Genomic DNA, 17,378 nt, shown 5'->3' on the forward strand with positions numbered 1-17,378 from the left:
CGACATGCCCTCCCGTCTACTGGCTCGCGTCCTTACGGCGTTCGCCGCGCTCCTGATCGCCGCCCCTGCGGTCGCGTACGACGCCACCAAGGCGCCGCGCTACGCCTCGCCGGACATGTACCGGCCGAACGTCGACCGGATTATCCTCAACGGGCCCGGCTCGACCGGCCCCGTGGACGGGATGAGCGTCACGGTTCCGGGCGGTGTCTCGAGGTCGCTCGCGGACCGGGCGGCCGACGTCCTGAACGCCGCCGATTTCGGCGTGAAGGCGGACGGGGTCACCAACGACACGGCCGCGATGAACACGGCGCTGGCCGCCGCGGTGGGGCGGACGCTGCTCCTGCCGAAGGGCACGATCCTCGTCGACGCGCTGACCTACGCGCCCCCGTCGAACAAGCCGATCACCCTGCGCGGGCAGGGGCGCGGCTCGACGATCATCCAGAAGCGGACCGCGACCCCCAACAACGTCCTGACCATCGGGTCGAACCCCAGCCCGTTCGTGCTCAACGACGTCCGGGTGGAGGGCATCACCTTCGACGGCTTCGACCCGACCGCGACCTACGCGGCGATCGAGGGGCTCGACCTCTGGCGCGTGACGTTCCGGGACGTCGAGGTCCGCAAGGCGAAGATTGGCCTGGAGTGCCTGAGCTGCATCTGGGTCACGTTCGACGCTTCGATCGCGCAGAAGAACAAGACCGGCCTGCGGTTCAACACCTACGGCGGCGCGTCCTACCCCAGCACCCCGCCGAACCTCGTCCAGATCCAGAACTCGCAGGTCAACGAGAACACGGTCCTCGGCATCGACTATGACGTCGGCGCGCTGATCAGCCTCCGCGGCTCGAACGTCGAGTACAACGGCACCACGGCGGGCGCCGTCGGCCAGGGCGGCATCATCATCGGGCCGAACGTCGGGCAGTTCAATCCGGGCACCGTGATGCAGGGCCTCCAGGTGGAGGACACCTGGATCGAGGGCAACAAGGGCCAGGCTCACATCGTCCAGCAGAGCGGGCGCAGCTCGTACCGCAACCTGCTGTTCTGGACCCCCGGCGGCGACACGACCAACGACCTGCTGATCACCGGCGGCTCGTACACGGTCGACAACGTCGTCACCTCGACGCCGAAGACGGCGAACCTGCTCGAGGGCCCGAACGTCCTGGCCGGCAACGTCATCCAGAACAGCCCCAGCCTCGCGCTATCCATCGACAGGACCAAGACCACCGTCGTGGCGCCGCGTGGTCAGGGCAGCCGGGTGCGCCTCCAGGCGGCCTCGATCGCCAACAACGCCGACACGACGGTGAGCTGGGGCGCGGCGGAGTTCGACGACACCGGGGCGCTCACGTCGGGGACGACGCTCACCGTGCCCGCCGGTACCAGCCGGGTGCGCGTGTCGGTCGGTCTTGGCTGGGCCAGCAACGGCACCGGCCTGCGCAAGGTGCGGATCCTGAAGAATGGGGCGGAGGTCGCCGCCACGACGCAGGCGGCGCTCGGCTACAATTTCCAGAACCTGGAGACGGGACTGATCTCGGTCAGCCCCGGGGACACGTTCACGGTCTCCGTCTACCAGAACAGCGGCGGCGCCCTCGCGGTGCTCACGAACCAGGACGACTTCTTCGTCATGGAATCCGCGCGCTGACCGCGCCCGTGATGGGGCCGGCTTAAGCGGCCGGCCCCTCTTCGATCCCTCTCAGGACTCCGTCATGACCCTGCGCTTCCCGGCGCGGGCCGCCCTCGCGTGCCTCGTGCTCGCGGGATCGGCCCCGTGCGCCTTGGCCGAGACCGCCTCCTGGTACGGCTCCGGCCGCCGCACCGCGAACGGCGAGCGGTTCGCGCCCGACGGCCTGACCGCGGCACACCGCACCCTCCCCTTCGGCACCCGCGTGCGGGTGACCTACGGCGCCCGCTCGGTGATCGTGCGGATCAACGACCGCGGCCCATTCATCGCCGGCCGGGCGATCGACCTCTCGCGCGGCGCGGCCCGGGCCATCGGCTTGTCGGGCGTCGGCCGCGTCCACCTCGCCATCCTCGGCTGACCCGGAGACCACCATGGACGTCTCGCCCATCGGACGCGCCGCCCTCGAGGCGCGCGAAGGCACCCGGCTGACCGCCTACAAGGATTCCGTCGGCGTCTGGACGATCAGCACCGGCATCACGACCGCCTCCGGGCTGATCAAGGTGGTGCCGGGCCTGACGATCACGCCGCTCCAATCCGACGCGCTCTTCGCCGCCGCGCTGGAGAAGTACGCGGCGCCGGTCCGCGCTGCCCTCGCCAAGCCGGTGCCGCAGCCGTTCTTCGATGCCTGCGTGAGCCTCGCCTACAACATCGGCCCGGTCGGCTTCGCGCACTCGACCGTGGTCCGTCGCGCCAACGCCGGCGACCTCGCTGGCGCCGTCGAGGCGTTCCTGATGTGGAACAAGCCGGCTGCGATCATCCCGCGCCGGCAGGGGGAGCGCGACCAGGCCGCCCTCGCCTCCTACGCCGGCGCCAAGGTCTACGCCCGCCGCGGCGACCGCGCGCCCGTGAAGGCGATGGCCGGCACGCTGCCGGCGCCCGCGACCGCGCCCGACCCGCTCGCGCCGATGACAGGCGCGAAGCCGGCGGCCGCGGCCCGGCCCAGCCTCTTCACCCGCCTCGTCGACCTGTTCCTCGGACGAAAGGCTCCCTGATGCCCCGTTCTCGCTTCCACCGTGCCCGCATGCTGTGGCGACGCCTCAGCGGGTGGCGCACCTTCATCTTCTTCACGCCGGCATTCCTGCTGGCGCTGCTCGACGCCCTTCACGCCGTCGACTTCCGGCAGCTGCTCATCGACATGGGCGCGCCGGAGGGCACCGCGAAGGCGATCGTGGCCGGGTGCTTCCTGATGGGCGTCGTGATGCGGGCCTACACGACCACGCCGCCGATGCGCGCGCCGGATCGTGACGTACCTGGAGGGCCCCGCTGATGCTCGCCGCCCTCCTGACCCTCGTCCCCAGCCTGCTCGGCAAGATCCTCGACTTCGCCAACAAGCGGGCGGACACGGATCTCGCCAAGCACCAGGTCGATGTCGGTGCCGACGTCTCGACCAACGCGCAGATGTTCGAGGCCTGGATCGTGGCCCAGCAGCAGGTCGCGGCCGCGCGCAACGCCGACCGGGCTTCCCTGCTGACCGCTTGGATGATGCCGGTCGCGTTCGCGATCGCGATCATCCACTTCGGCGCCGTGACCTTCGATTGCTTCCCCTGGGAGGGGCACACGGTCGGCTCCTGGCGGATCGCAGCGATGCCGGGCGAGTACCTGGAGATCCAGAAGACGATCATCTGGGCCGGGGTCGGGCTGATCGGTCTGCTCGGCGTCAAGAAGACCTTCACCCGCTAACCCTCTCCCGCCCCGGAGAGGGGCAGGGCTGCGAAAGACCGCCGCCATGGACACGTCTTTCCTGTCGCCCGGGCCGATCACCTGGGCGCAGCTCATCGCGCTCGCGCTGTTCCTGATCGCGCTCGGCAAGGGCGCGGACTGGATCATCGGGAAGCTGCGCACCGGCACGAAGGAAGCGGTCTCGCCGCTTACGATCGACATGGCGGCGGCCAAGATCGAGATCCGCTCGCTCGAGGAGAAGCTGAACGCCTTCAAGATCGAGGTGGCGCGGACCTACGTGACCGGCGACGTCATCACCCGCCTTGAGCGGCGGATCGACGACATGGTCAGCTCGGTGCGGGGTGAGATGAAGGAGACGCGCGAGGCGATGCTGAAGGCCTTCATGCATCGGCCGCCCGACTAACCGGCGGCCATTAACATCCGTCAACGCTCTGGGCGCCCTGGCTTCGGCCGGGGCGCCTTTCTTTGTGCTCACTCAGATCCATCACTTCGGATCGATTGAACTCTTTTGTCGTATAGCTACTACGGATTGCCGGAGGGCGGACTAGACACATCCCATACCTCCCCAACCATATCGATTACGCTTCTCAAATAATCAAGCCTCGATTTTGCGAGTGCAATCCTGAGTGGCTCGCGCATCTCGACATATCGATTATGCAGCATTGAGGCGCCGTCTATAAATTTTCTTTCCTGGGCCAGGTAATCCGCTGCCGCTGTTTTTGCCGGACCCCAGTTCGGATCTGCTTCCACCGGTTCATCTGTAAAGGCGGTTGTCATAGTCCCGACCGATTTTTCGAGCCGGCCAATTTCTTCCTCGATGTGGCTTAGCGTTGATACAGGCTGACCCTGTATATCCAGGAGATTTGGAAAATCAGCCGGCGCCACTCTCGTGAGCGCAGACTCTATGGCAAGCATCGATCGCTGCACAATATCTCCGATCCTGAGGGCCTCATTTGGGCTCAAGCGATCTCTAACATTGATGTGACCAATTCTCGTTATGCCGATCTCATGAACGAGGTCATGCCGTGATGAATAGAGATTATAAAGATCATCAAACTCAACGGTTTCAACCCAAGGCTTTCCGGTGCCTGGGCGCTCCGCCTTGAGGGCAGCCCACGCGTCGATTTGTTGTCCCAATGCTTCAAATATGCGGGCAAATATATTCAAATAATCATCTAGATTGGACACGCTCGTAACCGCGCCGACGATTGCCGGCAAGGTTACGTTCGCGGCGAACATTTCTATTACAACTTTTTCCTTGATGACCCTGAGATCGTCAGTTTTTGCCGCTGAGGGCTTGAACGTAAGCAGGTCGACAAGCCGCGATCGAGCGTGCCATTCAAGGCACGTGACAAATGCTACGCCATAATACGAAATTATTTCTGAGCCGACCCAAGGTGCCCATCTGTTATCCTCTGGCACCCATTTGTCAAAATTATCTTTGAGATTTTTCGCATCTTCAAGCAATTCATCTAGACGGTATAATGCTGCCCCAGCGTTCAGATAATTGTCTGCAGGCGATCCATATCGTTCGGCAAATTTGACTGCGTAGTGGGGAGCTTTACCTGACACGCCTGCCTCCAAATGACCTATACTCAGCACCTTAAAGTCGAACAGCATTTCCGCAACTGGCGGGAGGTTGTCACAGGGCGCAAAAGCAAGGCGCGCTTCGACCACTTCTTCGGGTGCCGGACAAAGCCGCTTCAGCCCTGGGGGGCGCTGGTCTGGAAGTTTTGCTTCGCAGAGGTCTGCCGAAGTACCTGACTGGCCTCGCCTTTCCGAACGTCATCCACACCGCTCCACCACGATCTCGCGCACCGCGGCCGCCGCCGGTTGAAGCGCGCCGCTGCCTCAGGCTTGTTCCGTGTTCGTTCGCGAGCGGAGGGCCACCAGAATGGGGCGCCTGAGAGATGCGACGCCCGGTCGGGTGTACGTCGACTGCGCGACCTGCAAGCGCTCGGGCCGTTACACCGTCGCCAGCCTGATCGACCGCTACGGGGCCGACATCTCGACGCTCGACCTGCTCCGGCACCTCACCGCCTCGTGCCGCTACCAGCGCGCGCCCGGGGCGCCGCCCGCGCGGAGGTACGAGCACCTCTGCCTCGCCGCGATCACGCTGCCGCCGCCAGCCAGGAAGATTCCGCCAGTGCCACCGGGCACCCCCTACACGGTCGAGATCTGGCGCGAGACCGGCGGCAACGTCGAACTGCACCTCGCCACCATCTACCCGCTGTCGATGGCCAAGGCAGCGTTCGATGTCGCATGCCTGGAATGGCCGACGCACGAGATCACCCTGCGAGATCGGGCGCGGATCATCGAGAGGCGGGAGCGGCCGCTGCGGAGCGCCACCGGGTAACGTTCCGGCGCAGTTCGCTGACCGCGAGGCCATCAGCCTCCAGGCGCGCCAGCGCGCGAGCGGCGTGCATGCCGCGCTCCCGGCCTGGAATGCCGGCGCGCTCAGCGATCTCAACGGCGGTCGCTGGCTCGTACGTCAGCGCCGCCAGCACGCGCGGGCGAATATCCTGGCGTGGCCGGGCGCCTCGAGGCGATGGGACCTTCGACACGGCGCCGGGCTAACGCGCGAGGCCGTCATCGACGAGCCGGCGGCTCGCGGCTAGGCGCCACAGGTCTTCGGCCGGGATCAGACTGACGGCACCGTCAGCTACAACCCGACTCGACTGCACGAGTGCGCGCCGGAGCTGTCCGAAAGCGGTAATACCGCGGCCGTCTCGCCAATCAGGCGCAGAGTGGATCGAGAACCTGTCCATACTGACAGCCATCATTCGGATCGGCGGATGACTCCCGGCGGCGGCCTGGCGCCGATGGTAGGAGTGCTTGTCTTTCACCAGTTCGGCGCCGGTGCCGGCACCGGCCATTTGGTGCGAATTTCTCGTATGAAGGCTTTCACAAATCTTCGATCATTAAATTGATAGGCGTAGTTCTGCCGAAATCCATCAGGCCATAAAATATTGCTTCTGCACCTGCATGTCTGCGGGTTGTGCCAAACACCGTCATGATCGACGACGCGGACGTCGCATCCGCATATCACAGCCTCCCGAAGGATATTGCTATAGTGATCATAAGAATATAGGGTACGTGTCCTGCGCAACGTATCCCCGAGGCTGGCCATAGTCGGAGTGATATCCTCAATCGGAATGACACCTGCCTCGGAAGGTAGAGGGAAACGATTGTATAGGACCCAACCTTTGTGCGTGAAAGAACAATCAATCGTCCTTTCGGATGTGGTTGATGGATAAATGTGCGTCGGGTCGACCAGACCGAGCCACAGTACACGCCGCGGTCCAAGCATATGTCCAGCCGCTCGACTAACAATGCTGAGTTTTTGCGGGTCGTAGACGAAGACCATTTCCGTCTCGGCATACGATGTTTCGCCAGCGATGAGCCCGGGCTCATTCAAGGCCCATCGAACTACCTTGCGCGCGCCATACGGATTACCGACGACGATTTCGGGATAAATAACAATCGCATCGTCAATCGGCCCCGCATAAAGCGGCGCATTCCATTCATGAGAAGAATTTCCCTCACCTGCAAGCATGCCGCTTGGGTAACCGGACTCATTCAGATGATGGCAGAGCCTATAGAGCGCCCTGACACCAGAACTTCGATGGGTGTAGGGAGGGGCCCAAATCAGAAACACACGGCGCGCGCGAGGATCTGGGTTCTTGAACATTATCGCTGCCTGTAGGCGGGAAAATAGCCGTCGCCGTCCTTACCAGCACAAAGCTCTGCATATCGGGGCCGATCGTTGACAATACGCAGCAGGTAGACGGGCGCGAAACTGTTCGCCCAACGCTCCTTGAATATCCGAAGCCCATCGGCACCTGCATCTGGCATTCCGCCGGTCAGCAGACGCAGCCTATGAGCGCGTGCGTAGTCCTGCAAACCATGCATGAGAAGGTAAGATGCATTCCAACGCAAGCCATGTTCGGAAATGACAGTATGCAAAATCTGCAGTATTCCTGCGAATTCGACTCCGCAGGCCATCGCACCTAAGCCCTGGTTGTTCAATACTCGAAAGAATATCCCATTATTTAGTTCCGAAATGTTTTCGAAGTACCGCCTGCCGTGATCGAATAGGCCGCCGGTCAGCCCACGCCGATGCTTGAGGCCTTCATACAGCCCAACCATCTCCATCCGCTGATGCTCATTAGACACCACTTCGAAGGCGGCATGCGCCTCGCAGCGCGAGAGCCGCTCGCGAGCCCGTCGGCTCAGCGGGCGACGGGGTAGGCCTGGGTCATAGACGTAGTGCTGTTTCAAAAATTTGGCGTCGTCGCCCTTTGCCTTGGGGACGTGGCCGGGTTGCGTCACAATCGAGAGTGTAACGAGATGGCGAAAGCCCACGTAGAGCTTCTCAATGTCGGCATCGCTTTCAATCCAAAGGTAAGGCCAGGGGCCGACCCCGTCTGAATATGCGGTTCCAGGGATCCGCCGACGCAAGACCGGCAGCTGGAACGTCGGATCCATTTCGACCTCGCCAAGGTTCGGCAATGCTTTGGCATAAACCTCGGTATTAAAAGGGCACGCCGTAATAATATCAAATTTGTTCATCGACCTGATAAAATATAATTCAGTTTATCGAATGGATCGCGCCGATTGATGGGCCAAATCCGACATGTGCTTGCGGTCGCACACGGGTTTGCCCCAGATCCACCAGTACGGCGTTGAACGCGGCGTCGATCTCATGATTGCTGATATTTGCGGCCTCGCGCAGCACGAAGACGGTCCATGGTTCCTTGGCCATGGCGGCCTATTGCAGCTGGGTCGACGTCGAATCCATGGGTCCGAGGCGGACAGCGAGGGCGAGCAGGTCGCCATCCGTCAGCGTCTCACCGTCGACCGGCCAGTAGGGCAACCCTCCGGTCCACGGCTCCGCCTTTTGGCCGCGCGCTCGGAGTGCCACAACGGCTTCGCGAATTAGGTCGTAGCCCTTACTCATCCCTTCACCGGATTCGCCAGCAAGATCGCGGTCCGGACCATGTAGCGCTTTTAGGCCGGCTTGTCGGTGGTGAGCGCCGCAGCCGACGGGAAAATGGGCACAACGTCAGATCCGATTGCGCTTCTCCAGACGCTCTTCCCAGGCGAGGGCTTGGCCGACGATGGCGTCGAGGTCGTCGTGCCGGGGCTGCCAGCCCAGGCAATCGCGGATGCGCGCCGCCTCGGCGACGATCTGGGCCGGATCGCCGGCCCGGCGTGGGCACAGTCGCACCTCGAAGTCTCGGCCGGAGATCCGCTTCACGACCTCGACGACCTCGAGGACCGAGTAGCCGCGCCCGTAGCCGCAGTTCAGCGTCAGGCTCTCGCCGCCGGAGCGCAGATGGCCGAGGGCGAGGCGATGCGCCTCCGCGAGGTCCGAGACCTGGATGTAGTCGCGCAGGCACGACCCGTCCGGGGTCGGGTAGTCGGTCCCGAAGACGTCGAGTCGGGCGCGCTGGCCGAGCGCCGCCTGCGTGGCGACCTTGATCAGGTGCGTGGCGTTGGGCGTCGACTGGCCGGACCGCCCGTCCGGATCCGCGCCGGCGACGTTGAAGTAGCGCAGCACCACGTAGGAGAAGCCGTGCGCCGCGGCGGCGTCGGCGATCATCCACTCGCTCATCAGCTTCGAGCGGCCGTAGGGGTTGATCGGCTTCAGCGGCAGGTCCTCGGGAACCGGCGAGACGTCGGGCTCGCCGTAGACGGCTGCGGTCGAGGAGAAGATCACGTGCTTGACGCCGGCGCGCACCGACGCCTCGATCAGCGCGCGGGTCTTCACCGTGTTGGCGAGGTAGTAGCCGAGGGGATCGGCCATGGAATCGGGCACGACGATCTTGGCGGCGAAGTGGGCCAGGGCGTCGATGCGGTGCTGAAGGATAGTCTGTGTCACCAGGGCCTGGTCGGCAACGTCACCGACGACGAGCTTCACGCCCTCCGGAACCGCCCAGTCGAAGCCGGTGGAGAGATCGTCCAGGACGACGACCTCCTCATGGCCGGCATCGAGGAGCGCCAGCACCATGTGGCTGCCGATGTAGCCGGCACCGCCCGTCACCAGAACCGCCATCTTGGTCTCCGCTATCCGACCGTCTTACTGCAACGAAATGCCCACAGCGTCGATCTCCTGATCGGTCACCTCGGCGGCCTTACGCAGCTCGGAAACAGTTGGATTGGACGCCATAATGCACCGCAGCAAAACCGCGTTAGCGTCCCGATAAACGTCCCGGTGCGGTGTGCCGGTCGTTCAGGGGCGGTGCTAAGTCTCGGGAAAGAATGGTCGGAGTGGCAGGATTTGAACCTGCGACCCCCACGTCCCGAACGTGGTGCGCTACCAGACTGCGCTACACTCCGAAGGCCGTCCCGCGTGTCCGCCAGGGCCGGCGAGCGGGTGTATAGCCGCGCCTTTCCCGCACCGCAAGCGCGCTGTTGCGCCTTTTCAGCCCAGATGATCGGGCCAGTCGTCCGGGAGACGGTGGCAGGTGATCTCCGCCTCCGCGGATCGGGACGCCACCGTGGCGACGTGATCGCGCCCGCAATCGACCTCGGCGAAGCTCCAAGGACCGTCCAGGTTCCAGGACGCGTCGCCGTCGGCCCGGAGAAGGCGCGGCGCTTCGGGCGGAACGCTGACGCTGAACCGGTCGAGGGGCAGCGACAGGCCGCTGCCCAAAGCCTTCACCACCGCCTCCTTGCGGGTCCACAGTCCGAAGAAGCGCCGCTCGACCGCGCTTCGCGGGGCTCCGGCCAGGGCCGTCACCTCGTCGGCGGCGAAATGGGCCGCCGCGATCCGCAGCGCGTCCGCGATCGGCCGCACGGCCTCGACATCGACGCCGATCGCCGCGCCGCGGGTGAGCCCGATCAGCGCGCGCGCCCCGGAATGGGAGAGGTTTAATTCGGCGGCGCCCCGTGCCGGGCCCGCGAGCTCCGGCTTGCCGCCGGCTCCGGCGGCGAACTCGACGTCGGCCGGCGCGAGACCGAGCGCGTCGCCGAGGACCAGCCGCAGCGCGGCGTGGCTGGCGCGGAACCGCGCCCGATCCGCCGGGCGCAGGAAACGGTCAGCCCGCGCGCGCTCCGCGGCGTCGAGGACGGCATCGCACCGGTCGACCTGGCTCGAAGTCAGGGCGAGGTCGACGATCCAGACCTGCACCGCGCTCACGCGACACCTCGCGAGGCGGGAGCTGGGGCGCTAGCGTCGGGAGAGCGAAACGGCACGGGCGACGATCCGATGGGGCAGGAATGAGCAGCATCGGATCGCGGCCCGTCTCCTGCAAGAAGCGCCGCGCGCGGTGACGCGGTCCAGCGCGGATCTCCGCGTCGGCCTCCTGGGTAGACCGAGCCTCGGCCAGCGGTCCGTCCGCTACGGCGTCTTCTTCGCCACCTACCTCTACCAGGGCCTCGTCGCGGGTTTCTCGCTGACGGCGCTCGCCAACCACCTCGCGGCTAGGGGCGTCCCGGCAACCGAGGTCGGGCTGCACTTCGCCCTGGCCGGCCTGCCCTGGACGCTGCAGCCGCTGCTGTGGGGGCCCTGGGTGGACCGGGCCGGGGACACGCGGATGGGACGGCGCCGGCCCTTCGCGGTCGCCGCGCTGGTCGGATGCCACGCGACGCTGGCGCTGCTCCTCGTCGCCGGGGGCGACGCCGTCGGCGCGCTCGGTCCGGTCTTCCTCGTCCACAGCCTGTTCGCCTCGCTCCTCGATACCGCCTGCGACCGGATGATCATGGACCACGTCCCCACCCGGGAACTCGGCCGGGTCAGCGCCTGCACCCGCGCGGGCTTCGTGGCCGGAACGAGCCTCAGCGCCGCCGTCTTCGGATGGACGCTCGCGAATTGGGGTTTCGCCGCGAGCGCCCTCTGGCTGCTCGTCGCCGCGATCGTCGCGAGCCTGCCGATGCTGCTGGTCCGCGAGGCGCCCGCCGATCCGCTCTGGTCGCTCGAGCGCCGGGGACCGGCGCCGCGGCGCCTGCCGTTCCGCCGCTTCCTGCGCCGCACCGTGATCGCCCTGCGCCGCCCGCGCGCCCTGCGGCTGCTCGCTCTGTGCTTCGGCCTCGACGCGGCGCTCGGCCTGTTCGAGCTGCCCTTCTCGATCGACCTCCTCCAGCGTCAGGGCTGGGAGGCCGCGAGCCTGTCGCGTCTCCAGGCTTTCCTGACCCTGGTGAGCGGCACGGCCGGTGCGGTCGCGGTGGGACTCTGGTCGGACCGCGCGGGCGCGGCGTCGCCGCTTCGCGCCCTGCTGCTGGGCAGTGCCCTCACCTTCGTGCTGGTCGGGATCCTGATCGGCGCCGGCCTCGTCGGGGCCGCGGCGCCGGCGATCCTGGCGCTCACCAGCGTGCTGCCCGGCCTGCTGATCGTCGCCCTGATGCCGGCCCTGCTCGCGGCGAGCCGGGGCCGCCCGGGCGCGGCCACGCAGTTCGAGGTCTACATGGCGGCCATGAACCTCGGCTCGGTCGCCGGGACGGCGGTCGCGGGCTGGCTGGCCCCGGTCCTGCCTCTGCAAGCAATCGCCGCCCTCGTCGCCGCGACGTTCTTCGCGGCCTTCCGGATGGCGGGGCGCGGCGATCTGCTCGGTGCCCGCCGGTGAGGGAATCGGGGATCGCGCGCCGTGGCCGGCTCCCCGCCGGCCGCCGATGCGTTAGAACCCCGGCATGGCCGCCACGAAATCCGAACCGCTCGATCTCGACCTCAGCGCCGAGGAAGCGCGCGCCGAGTACGCGCGGCTGTCGGACGCGCTCCTGGAGGCCGACCGCCTCTACTACCAGGAGGACGCGCCCGAGATATCGGACGCCGAGTACGACCGGCTGCGCCGCCGCCTGGAGGACATCGAGGCCCGCTTCCCCGATCTCGCCGGCACGGGCGCCGCCAGCACGTCGGTCGGCGCCAAGCCCTCGGAGAAGTTCGCCAAGGTGCGGCACGCCGTGCCGATGCTCTCGCTGGGCAACGCCTTCGACGACGCGGAGGTGGCCGAGTTCGTCGCGCGCGTGCGCCGCTTCCTCGGCTGGCCGGACGACGCCCCCCTCGCCTTCACGGCAGAGCCGAAGATCGACGGCCTGTCCCTGTCCCTGCGCTACGTGAACGGCCGGCTCGACACCGCCGCCACCCGCGGCGACGGCGAGGTGGGCGAGAACGTCACGGCCAACGCCCGCACGGTGCAGGACATCCCGGCGGTGCTCGCGGGGTCCGGCTGGCCGGAGATCTGCGAGGTGCGCGGGGAGGTCTACCTGTCCCACGCCGACTTCGCCGCCATCAACGCCCGGCAGGAGGCGGCCGGCAAGCCGCTCTTCGCCAACCCGCGCAACGCCGCCGCCGGCAGCCTGCGCCAGCTCGATCCCGCGATCACCGCGTCCCGGCCGCTGCGATTCTTCGCCTATGCCTGGGGCGAGCTGTCGGCGCCGATCGCCGACACGCAGACCGGCGTGCTGGAGCACTTCGCGGCCTGGGGCCTGCCGGTGAACCCGCGGACCCAGACCTTCACCGACACGGAAGCGATGCTCGCCCATTACCGCGGCATCGAGGCCGACCGCGCCGGGCTCGGCTACGACATCGACGGCGTCGTCTACAAGGTCGACGACCTCGGGCTCCAGAAGCGGCTGGGCTTCGTCTCGCGCTCGCCCCGCTGGGCGCTCGCCCACAAATTCGCCGCCCAGGAAGCCACGACGGTGGTCGAGGACATCGTCATCAATGTCGGCCGCACCGGCTCGCTGAACCCGCTCGCCAAGCTCCGTCCCGTGACCGTCGGCGGCGTCGTCGTGTCGAACGCCACCCTGCACAACGAGGGCTACGTGAAGGGCGTCGGCGCCGACGGCGAGCCGATCCGCGACGGCCGCGACATCCGCGTCGGCGACACGGTCACGGTGGTCCGGGCGGGCGACGTCATCCCGAAGGTCATGGATGTCGACCTGACGAAGCGCCCGGCCGACTCGCGGCCCTACGCCTTCCCGGAGACCTGCCCGGCCTGCGGCAGCCGCGCCGTCCGCGCCATCAACCCCCGCACCGGCCGGCCCGACGCGGTGCGCCGCTGCACCGGCGGGCTGATCTGCCCGGCGCAGGGCGTTGAGCGGATGAAGCACTTCGTGTCGCGCAACGGCTTCGACATCGAGGGCTTCGGCGAGACCTATATCGAGGTCCTGTTCGAGGCCGGGCTCGTGCGCCAGCCCGCCGACCTGTTCCGCCTCGACTTCGAGGAACTCAAGGCCGCAATCGTGGCGCGGCGCGAAGCGCTGTCGGCCGAGCGGCGCGCGGACTCGGGGACGAGCGAGCCGCCGAAGAAGGCCGCCAAGAAGAAGGGCGACGAGGACGACAAGGCGATCCGGAACCTGCTCGCTGCTGTCGAGGCGCGGCGCGCCGTGCCGATGAACCGCCTGCTCTTCGCCCTCGGCATCCCGCAGATCGGCGAGGCGACCGCCAAGGCGCTGGCGAAGCGCTTCGCCGACATGCCGACGCTGATCGCGGCGATCCGCGAGGCCGCGGCGGCGCAGCCCGGTCCCGACTGGGTCGAGCTCACCGCAGTGCCGCGCGTCGGGGGCACGACCCGGGACCGGCTCCTCGATCTCGGCTTCCCGGAGGACGACGCGGCTCCGGCCAAGGAGCGGGCGCGCCTGAGCGCCGTGCAGCGCGAGAACCTCCTCGCCCATTACGGCGACGTCGACGCGGTGCGCGCGGCGATCGCGCGGGCTGCGGCGCAGCGTCCCGGCGACGCCTACCGGGTCTTCGCCGACGACGGCGAGATCGGCCCGGTGGCGACCGACGCGCTGCTCCTGTTCTTCGCCGAGCCGCACAATGCCGACGCCGTCGCGGCCCTGCTCGACGCGGTGGCGGTGCAGCCGATGGAGCGGGCCGCCGCGGCCTCAGCGTTCGCGGGAAAGACCGTGGTCTTCACCGGCACCCTGGAGAAGATGACCCGCAACGAGGCCAAGGCGGTGGCCGAGCGCCTGGGCGCGAAGGTCTCGGGCTCGGTCTCGGCCAAGACCGACCTGGTGGTGGCCGGCCCCGGTGCGGGCTCGAAACTGAAGGACGCGCAGAAGCACGGCGTCCGGGTCGTCTCGGAGGACGACTGGCTGGCGATGGTGGCGCAGGGTTGATGCCCGAGTCCGGGCGGCCTAGACCTCTCGGGGAACACCCCGAGAACTTCCACCCGGCATGGTTGAACCGCGATGACGGTCCTGGCCCTCGACTTCGAGACGGCCAACGAGCGGCGTGACAGCGCCTGCGCGGTGGGTCTGGCCTGGATCGCCGACGGCCGCGTCGTGCGCCGCGCGAGCCACCTGATCCGGCCGCCCGAGATGCGCTTCGCACCGGGCAACATCCGCGTCCACGGAATCCTGCCGGCCGACGTCGCCGACAAGCCCGACTTCGCCGCCGTCATGGCGCCCTATCTCGGCGATCTCGGGCGGGGGCTGATCCTGGCGCACAACGCGAGCTTCGATATCGGAGTCCTGCGCGCCGGGCTGACGCGGGCCGGCCTGCCGGTCCCCGATCTCGCCTATCTCTGCACGGTCCAGGTGGCACGCCGGGTCTTCCCGGCGCCGGAGGGCTGCGGGCTCGGCAAGGTCGCGCGGCGCCTCGGCATCCGCTTCGAGCACCACGACGCCGGCGAGGACGCCTTCGCCTGCGCGGAGATCGCGCTCGCCGCGATGCGCGAGCGGGCGGTCGCGGACGTGCACGCCCTCGCGGCCGCGCTCGGCCTCCCGGTCACGCGGGCGGTCGGCGGCCCAGCCGTGCCGCGCCGCATGCCGGGTGCGATCAGCGCCCGGGCCGTGGCAAGCTTCCCCGACACGCCGGCGGCCCTGCGGTTCGCCATGCGCGGCTCAACCGGCAACCGCTACCACGTCAGCCTGGAGGAACGGCCGGGGGGCCCGGAGCTGCGCTGCACCTGCACGGCCGGCCGCTACGGCATGCGCTGCCGCCACGTGAAGGCGCTGGAGGTCGGCGACATCACCGACCTGCTCTCGGACAATGCCGGCGACGTCGTGCTCCTCGCCCGCATGCTCGGCGCGAAGACCCGGGTCGCGGGCGCGGCCTGACCGGGCTCAGGCCGCGTCGAGGCAGGCGCGGAAGGCCGCGACGGCGCGGTCGATGTCGGCCGCCGCGATGTGCCGGTGCGTGACGAGCCGCAGCCGCCGCGGGCCGAGCGGGCGCGTGCGGATGCCGGCCGCGTCGAGATCCGCGACCCAGCGCGCGCTGTCCCGCCCGGTCCGAGAGAGGTCGACCTGCACGATGTTGGTCTGCGGCAGGTTCGCCGCGAGGCGCGGCACGGCGTTCAGCCCGGCGCTCAGCTGCCGGGCCCGGTCGTGGTCCTCGACGAGGCGCGCGCCCATGACGGTGATCGCCTCCAGCCCGGCGGCGGCCACGATCCCGACCTGCCGCTGCGTTCCGCCGATCATCTTCCGCAGGCGCCGTGCCGCCGCGATCACCGGTCCGTCGCCGGCGAGCACGGCGCCGACCGGGGCGCTGAGGCCCTTCGAGAGGCACAGAGACACAGTATCGACATGGGCCGCGAGGTCCGCCGACGCGACCCCGAGATGGGTGGCGGCATTGAACAGGCGGGCCCCGTCGAGATGGACCTTTATGCCGCGCGCGCGGGCGATTTCCGCCACCGCGGCCATATGGTCCGGCGGCAGCACGGTGCCGCCGGCGGCGTTGTGCGAGGTCTCCAGCGCGATCATGGCCGTCGACAGCGGGCTCGCGCCCGGCCGGAGGGCGTCCTCGAGCCGGTCGAGATCCATGGCACCGTCGGTCCCGGCGATCCCGTCCAGGAACGCCCCGGTCAGGGTGGCGGCGCCGCGCTCGGTGTGGAGCATGTGGGCCTGGGCCTCGAGCAGGACCTGCTCGCTGCGCTGAACCTGGGCCAGGATCGCCAGCAGATTGCCCATCGTGCAACTCGGCACGAACAGGGCCGCCGCCTTGCCGAGCATCGCGGCGGCGGTCTCCTCCAGCGCGCGGGCGGTCGGGTCAGCGTCGAGCCCGTCGTCGCCCAGCGGCGCCGACCGCATCCGGGCGTACATCGCCTCGGTCGGCCGCGTGACGGTGTCGCTCCGCAGGTCGACCGCGGACGGCGCGTCCGTGGCTTCGCCGTGATCGTCTCGCATGTCGGTCTCGCCGCCCTACCGGTAGGCCGCCTCGTCACCGGAATCGGTGGGGTTGGCCAGGGCCCGCTTGAGCACGTCGCTCATCGGCAACTCCAAGTTGATACCTTTCGGCGGGATCGGCTGCTCGAAATACTTGCCGTAGAGGCGCGCCACGGTCCCGTCCTGGATCAGCTCGACCACCGCCTTGTCGACCGCAGCCTTGAAGGCCGCGTCGTCCTTCGGCTCCAGGATCCCGTAGGGCGCGAATTCCAGGCCCTTGGTGCCGATCTTGTAATCCGCCGGCCGCTTGGCCCCCGCAACCGTGGCGTGGGCCAGGGCGTCGTCGTTGATGGCGCCCGCCGCGCGGCCGGTCTCCACGAGCAGGAACACCTCGGCGGTGTCCTTGGCCGGCATCACCTGGATGTCGAGCTTGTCGCGGACGTTGATCCGGGTGGCGACGCGCTGGGTCTCGCCGCCGGCCTGCGCCGAGATGGCCTTGCCGCGGAACGAGGCGATGTCGTCGACATCCACCGGCGTGTCCTTCTTGGCCACCAGCACCACCTGCGCCACGAAGGTGGTCGGCGCGAACGAGACCAGCTTGTGCCGCTCGGGCAGGTTGCTGGCGGTGCCGCATTCCAGGTCGATCGTGCCGTTGTTGATCAGCGGGATCCGGGTCGCCGACATCACCGGCACGTGGCGCACCTCGAGCCTGGGCAGGCCGAGCGCGGCCTTGAGCTTCTGCGCGACGTGTTCGCATATCTCCAGCGAATAGCCGACCGGCTTGGCGTTCTGGTCGAGGAAGCCGAAGGGCGGCGACGCGTCCGGGAAGCCGAGGCTGATCTGTCCGGTCGCGCGGATCTTGTCGAGGCGCCCCTCGGCGACCGACGGCGCGGCGAGGCCGGCCCAGCACAGAGTGGCCAACAGAAGCGGCAGCGTCCTCGACACGATCCGAACCCCCTCGCTATGTCTGAACTGG

The 17,378-nt window shown here is 67.9% G+C and carries 18 protein-coding genes and 1 tRNA gene; 10 read left to right on the forward strand and 9 right to left on the reverse strand.

Going from position 1 to position 17,378, the window contains the following annotated elements; genetic code table 11:
- The first annotated feature begins 4 nt into the window (after nt 1–4).
- From LXM90_RS23610 to LXM90_RS23635, 6 genes are all read left to right on the forward strand, one after another.
- Nucleotides 5–1,633 (forward strand): glycoside hydrolase family 55 protein, encoded by a 1,629-nt coding sequence (locus tag LXM90_RS23610; RefSeq protein WP_234081132.1) that lies wholly within the window; start codon nt 5–7, stop codon nt 1,631–1,633.
- A gap of 64 nt (nt 1,634–1,697) precedes the next feature.
- On the forward strand, nt 1,698–2,030 hold the full coding sequence (locus tag LXM90_RS23615) for a septal ring lytic transglycosylase RlpA family protein (RefSeq protein ID WP_234081133.1): 333 nt from the start codon (nt 1,698–1,700) through the stop codon (nt 2,028–2,030).
- 13 nt (nt 2,031–2,043) lie between these two features.
- Nucleotides 2,044–2,664 (forward strand): lysozyme, encoded by a 621-nt coding sequence (locus LXM90_RS23620; protein WP_234081134.1) that lies wholly within the window; start codon nt 2,044–2,046, stop codon nt 2,662–2,664.
- Complete coding sequence (locus tag LXM90_RS23625) at nt 2,664–2,939, forward strand: hypothetical protein (RefSeq protein ID WP_234081135.1); 276 nt, start codon at nt 2,664–2,666, stop codon at nt 2,937–2,939. The genes LXM90_RS23620 and LXM90_RS23625 overlap by 1 nt, the downstream gene beginning before the upstream one ends.
- The gene (locus LXM90_RS23630) at nt 2,939–3,352 is read left to right on the forward strand and encodes a hypothetical protein (RefSeq protein ID WP_234081136.1); all 414 of its coding nucleotides are present in this window, start codon (nt 2,939–2,941) and stop codon (nt 3,350–3,352) included. Before LXM90_RS23625 ends, LXM90_RS23630 begins: the two co-directional genes overlap by 1 nt.
- Before the next feature lie 46 nt (nt 3,353–3,398).
- Entirely contained in the window at nt 3,399–3,755 is a 357-nt protein-coding gene (locus LXM90_RS23635) for a hypothetical protein (protein WP_234081137.1), read from the forward strand.
- A 119-nt stretch (nt 3,756–3,874) separates the two neighbouring features.
- Here LXM90_RS23635 and LXM90_RS23640 read toward each other — a convergent pair whose 3' ends face one another.
- Nucleotides 3,875–4,972, reverse strand: coding sequence for a hypothetical protein (locus tag LXM90_RS23640; protein ID WP_234081138.1), 1,098 nt, complete (start codon nt 4,970–4,972; stop codon nt 3,875–3,877).
- Between the two features lie 274 nt (nt 4,973–5,246).
- Here LXM90_RS23640 and LXM90_RS23645 point away from each other — a divergent pair, with 274 nt between their 5' ends.
- Nucleotides 5,247–5,708 carry a hypothetical protein gene (locus LXM90_RS23645; protein ID WP_234081139.1) on the forward strand — a complete coding sequence of 154 codons (462 nt, stop codon included), beginning with the start codon at nt 5,247–5,249 and terminating at the stop codon, nt 5,706–5,708.
- A 486-nt stretch (nt 5,709–6,194) separates the two neighbouring features.
- Here the strand turns inward: LXM90_RS23645 and LXM90_RS23650 are convergent, their stop codons facing one another.
- From LXM90_RS23650 to LXM90_RS23675, 6 genes are all read right to left on the reverse strand, one after another.
- Nucleotides 6,195–6,908, reverse strand: coding sequence for a hypothetical protein (locus tag LXM90_RS23650; protein ID WP_234081140.1), 714 nt, complete (start codon nt 6,906–6,908; stop codon nt 6,195–6,197).
- Nucleotides 6,909–7,042: 134 nt separating this feature from the next.
- Nucleotides 7,043–7,924 (reverse strand): hypothetical protein, encoded by an 882-nt coding sequence (locus LXM90_RS23655; RefSeq protein ID WP_234081141.1) that lies wholly within the window; start codon nt 7,922–7,924, stop codon nt 7,043–7,045.
- Between the two features lie 19 nt (nt 7,925–7,943).
- Complete coding sequence (locus tag LXM90_RS23660; protein WP_234081142.1) at nt 7,944–8,117, reverse strand: hypothetical protein; 174 nt, start codon at nt 8,115–8,117, stop codon at nt 7,944–7,946.
- A gap of 300 nt (nt 8,118–8,417) precedes the next feature.
- Entirely contained in the window at nt 8,418–9,410 is a 993-nt protein-coding gene (galE, locus tag LXM90_RS23665; RefSeq protein WP_234081143.1) for a UDP-glucose 4-epimerase GalE, read from the reverse strand.
- A gap of 207 nt (nt 9,411–9,617) precedes the next feature.
- A tRNA-Pro gene (locus LXM90_RS23670) sits at nt 9,618–9,694 on the reverse strand.
- An 85-nt stretch (nt 9,695–9,779) separates the two neighbouring features.
- Entirely contained in the window at nt 9,780–10,496 is a 717-nt protein-coding gene (locus tag LXM90_RS23675; RefSeq protein WP_020091393.1) for a 4'-phosphopantetheinyl transferase family protein, read from the reverse strand.
- Nucleotides 10,497–10,626: 130 nt separating this feature from the next.
- On the opposite strand from LXM90_RS23675, the gene LXM90_RS23680 reads away from it, so the two are divergent.
- The 3 genes from LXM90_RS23680 to LXM90_RS23690 all read left to right on the forward strand — a co-directional run bounded on the left by LXM90_RS23680 (nt 10,627) and on the right by LXM90_RS23690 (nt 15,358).
- On the forward strand, nt 10,627–11,919 hold the full coding sequence (locus LXM90_RS23680; protein WP_234081144.1) for an MFS transporter: 1,293 nt from the start codon (nt 10,627–10,629) through the stop codon (nt 11,917–11,919).
- Nucleotides 11,920–11,983: 64 nt separating this feature from the next.
- Complete coding sequence (ligA, locus tag LXM90_RS23685; RefSeq protein ID WP_234081145.1) at nt 11,984–14,416, forward strand: NAD-dependent DNA ligase LigA; 2,433 nt, start codon at nt 11,984–11,986, stop codon at nt 14,414–14,416.
- Nucleotides 14,417–14,488: 72 nt separating this feature from the next.
- Nucleotides 14,489–15,358, forward strand: coding sequence for a 3'-5' exonuclease (locus LXM90_RS23690; RefSeq protein ID WP_020091390.1), 870 nt, complete (start codon nt 14,489–14,491; stop codon nt 15,356–15,358).
- A gap of 6 nt (nt 15,359–15,364) precedes the next feature.
- On the opposite strand, the gene LXM90_RS23695 is transcribed toward LXM90_RS23690, so the two are convergent.
- Both LXM90_RS23695 and LXM90_RS23700 read right to left on the reverse strand, forming a co-directional pair.
- Nucleotides 15,365–16,423 (reverse strand): GntG family PLP-dependent aldolase, encoded by a 1,059-nt coding sequence (locus LXM90_RS23695; RefSeq protein ID WP_020091389.1) that lies wholly within the window; start codon nt 16,421–16,423, stop codon nt 15,365–15,367.
- A 15-nt stretch (nt 16,424–16,438) separates the two neighbouring features.
- Entirely contained in the window at nt 16,439–17,323 is an 885-nt protein-coding gene (locus LXM90_RS23700; protein WP_020091388.1) for an amino acid ABC transporter substrate-binding protein, read from the reverse strand.
- Nucleotides 17,324–17,378: the final 55 nt, after the last annotated feature.

This window comes from Methylobacterium oryzae, assembly GCF_021398735.1.
Lineage (GTDB): Bacteria > Pseudomonadota > Alphaproteobacteria > Rhizobiales > Beijerinckiaceae > Methylobacterium.

Excerpts from the sequence above, each read along its gene's own strand:
- LXM90_RS23610 (WP_234081132.1), top strand. The coding sequence starts at position 5 with ATGCCCTCCCGTCTACTGGCTCGCGTCCTTACGGCGTTCGCCGCGCTC.
- LXM90_RS23615 (WP_234081133.1), top strand. The coding sequence starts at position 1,698 with ATGACCCTGCGCTTCCCGGCGCGGGCCGCCCTCGCGTGCCTCGTGCTC.
- LXM90_RS23620 (WP_234081134.1), top strand. The coding sequence starts at position 2,044 with ATGGACGTCTCGCCCATCGGACGCGCCGCCCTCGAGGCGCGCGAAGGC.
- LXM90_RS23625 (WP_234081135.1), top strand. The coding sequence starts at position 2,664 with ATGCCCCGTTCTCGCTTCCACCGTGCCCGCATGCTGTGGCGACGCCTC.
- LXM90_RS23630 (WP_234081136.1), top strand. The coding sequence starts at position 2,939 with ATGCTCGCCGCCCTCCTGACCCTCGTCCCCAGCCTGCTCGGCAAGATC.
- LXM90_RS23635 (WP_234081137.1), top strand. The coding sequence starts at position 3,399 with ATGGACACGTCTTTCCTGTCGCCCGGGCCGATCACCTGGGCGCAGCTC.
- LXM90_RS23640 (WP_234081138.1), bottom strand. The coding sequence starts at position 4,972 with ATGCTGTTCGACTTTAAGGTGCTGAGTATAGGTCATTTGGAGGCAGGC.
- LXM90_RS23645 (WP_234081139.1), top strand. The coding sequence starts at position 5,247 with ATGGGGCGCCTGAGAGATGCGACGCCCGGTCGGGTGTACGTCGACTGC.
- LXM90_RS23650 (WP_234081140.1), bottom strand. The coding sequence starts at position 6,908 with ATGCTTGCAGGTGAGGGAAATTCTTCTCATGAATGGAATGCGCCGCTT.
- LXM90_RS23655 (WP_234081141.1), bottom strand. The coding sequence starts at position 7,924 with ATGAACAAATTTGATATTATTACGGCGTGCCCTTTTAATACCGAGGTT.
- LXM90_RS23660 (WP_234081142.1), bottom strand. The coding sequence starts at position 8,117 with ATGGCCAAGGAACCATGGACCGTCTTCGTGCTGCGCGAGGCCGCAAAT.
- galE (WP_234081143.1), bottom strand. The coding sequence starts at position 9,410 with ATGGCGGTTCTGGTGACGGGCGGTGCCGGCTACATCGGCAGCCACATG.
- ligA (WP_234081145.1), top strand. The coding sequence starts at position 11,984 with ATGGCCGCCACGAAATCCGAACCGCTCGATCTCGACCTCAGCGCCGAG.
- LXM90_RS23690 (WP_020091390.1), top strand. The coding sequence starts at position 14,489 with ATGACGGTCCTGGCCCTCGACTTCGAGACGGCCAACGAGCGGCGTGAC.
- LXM90_RS23695 (WP_020091389.1), bottom strand. The coding sequence starts at position 16,423 with ATGCGAGACGATCACGGCGAAGCCACGGACGCGCCGTCCGCGGTCGAC.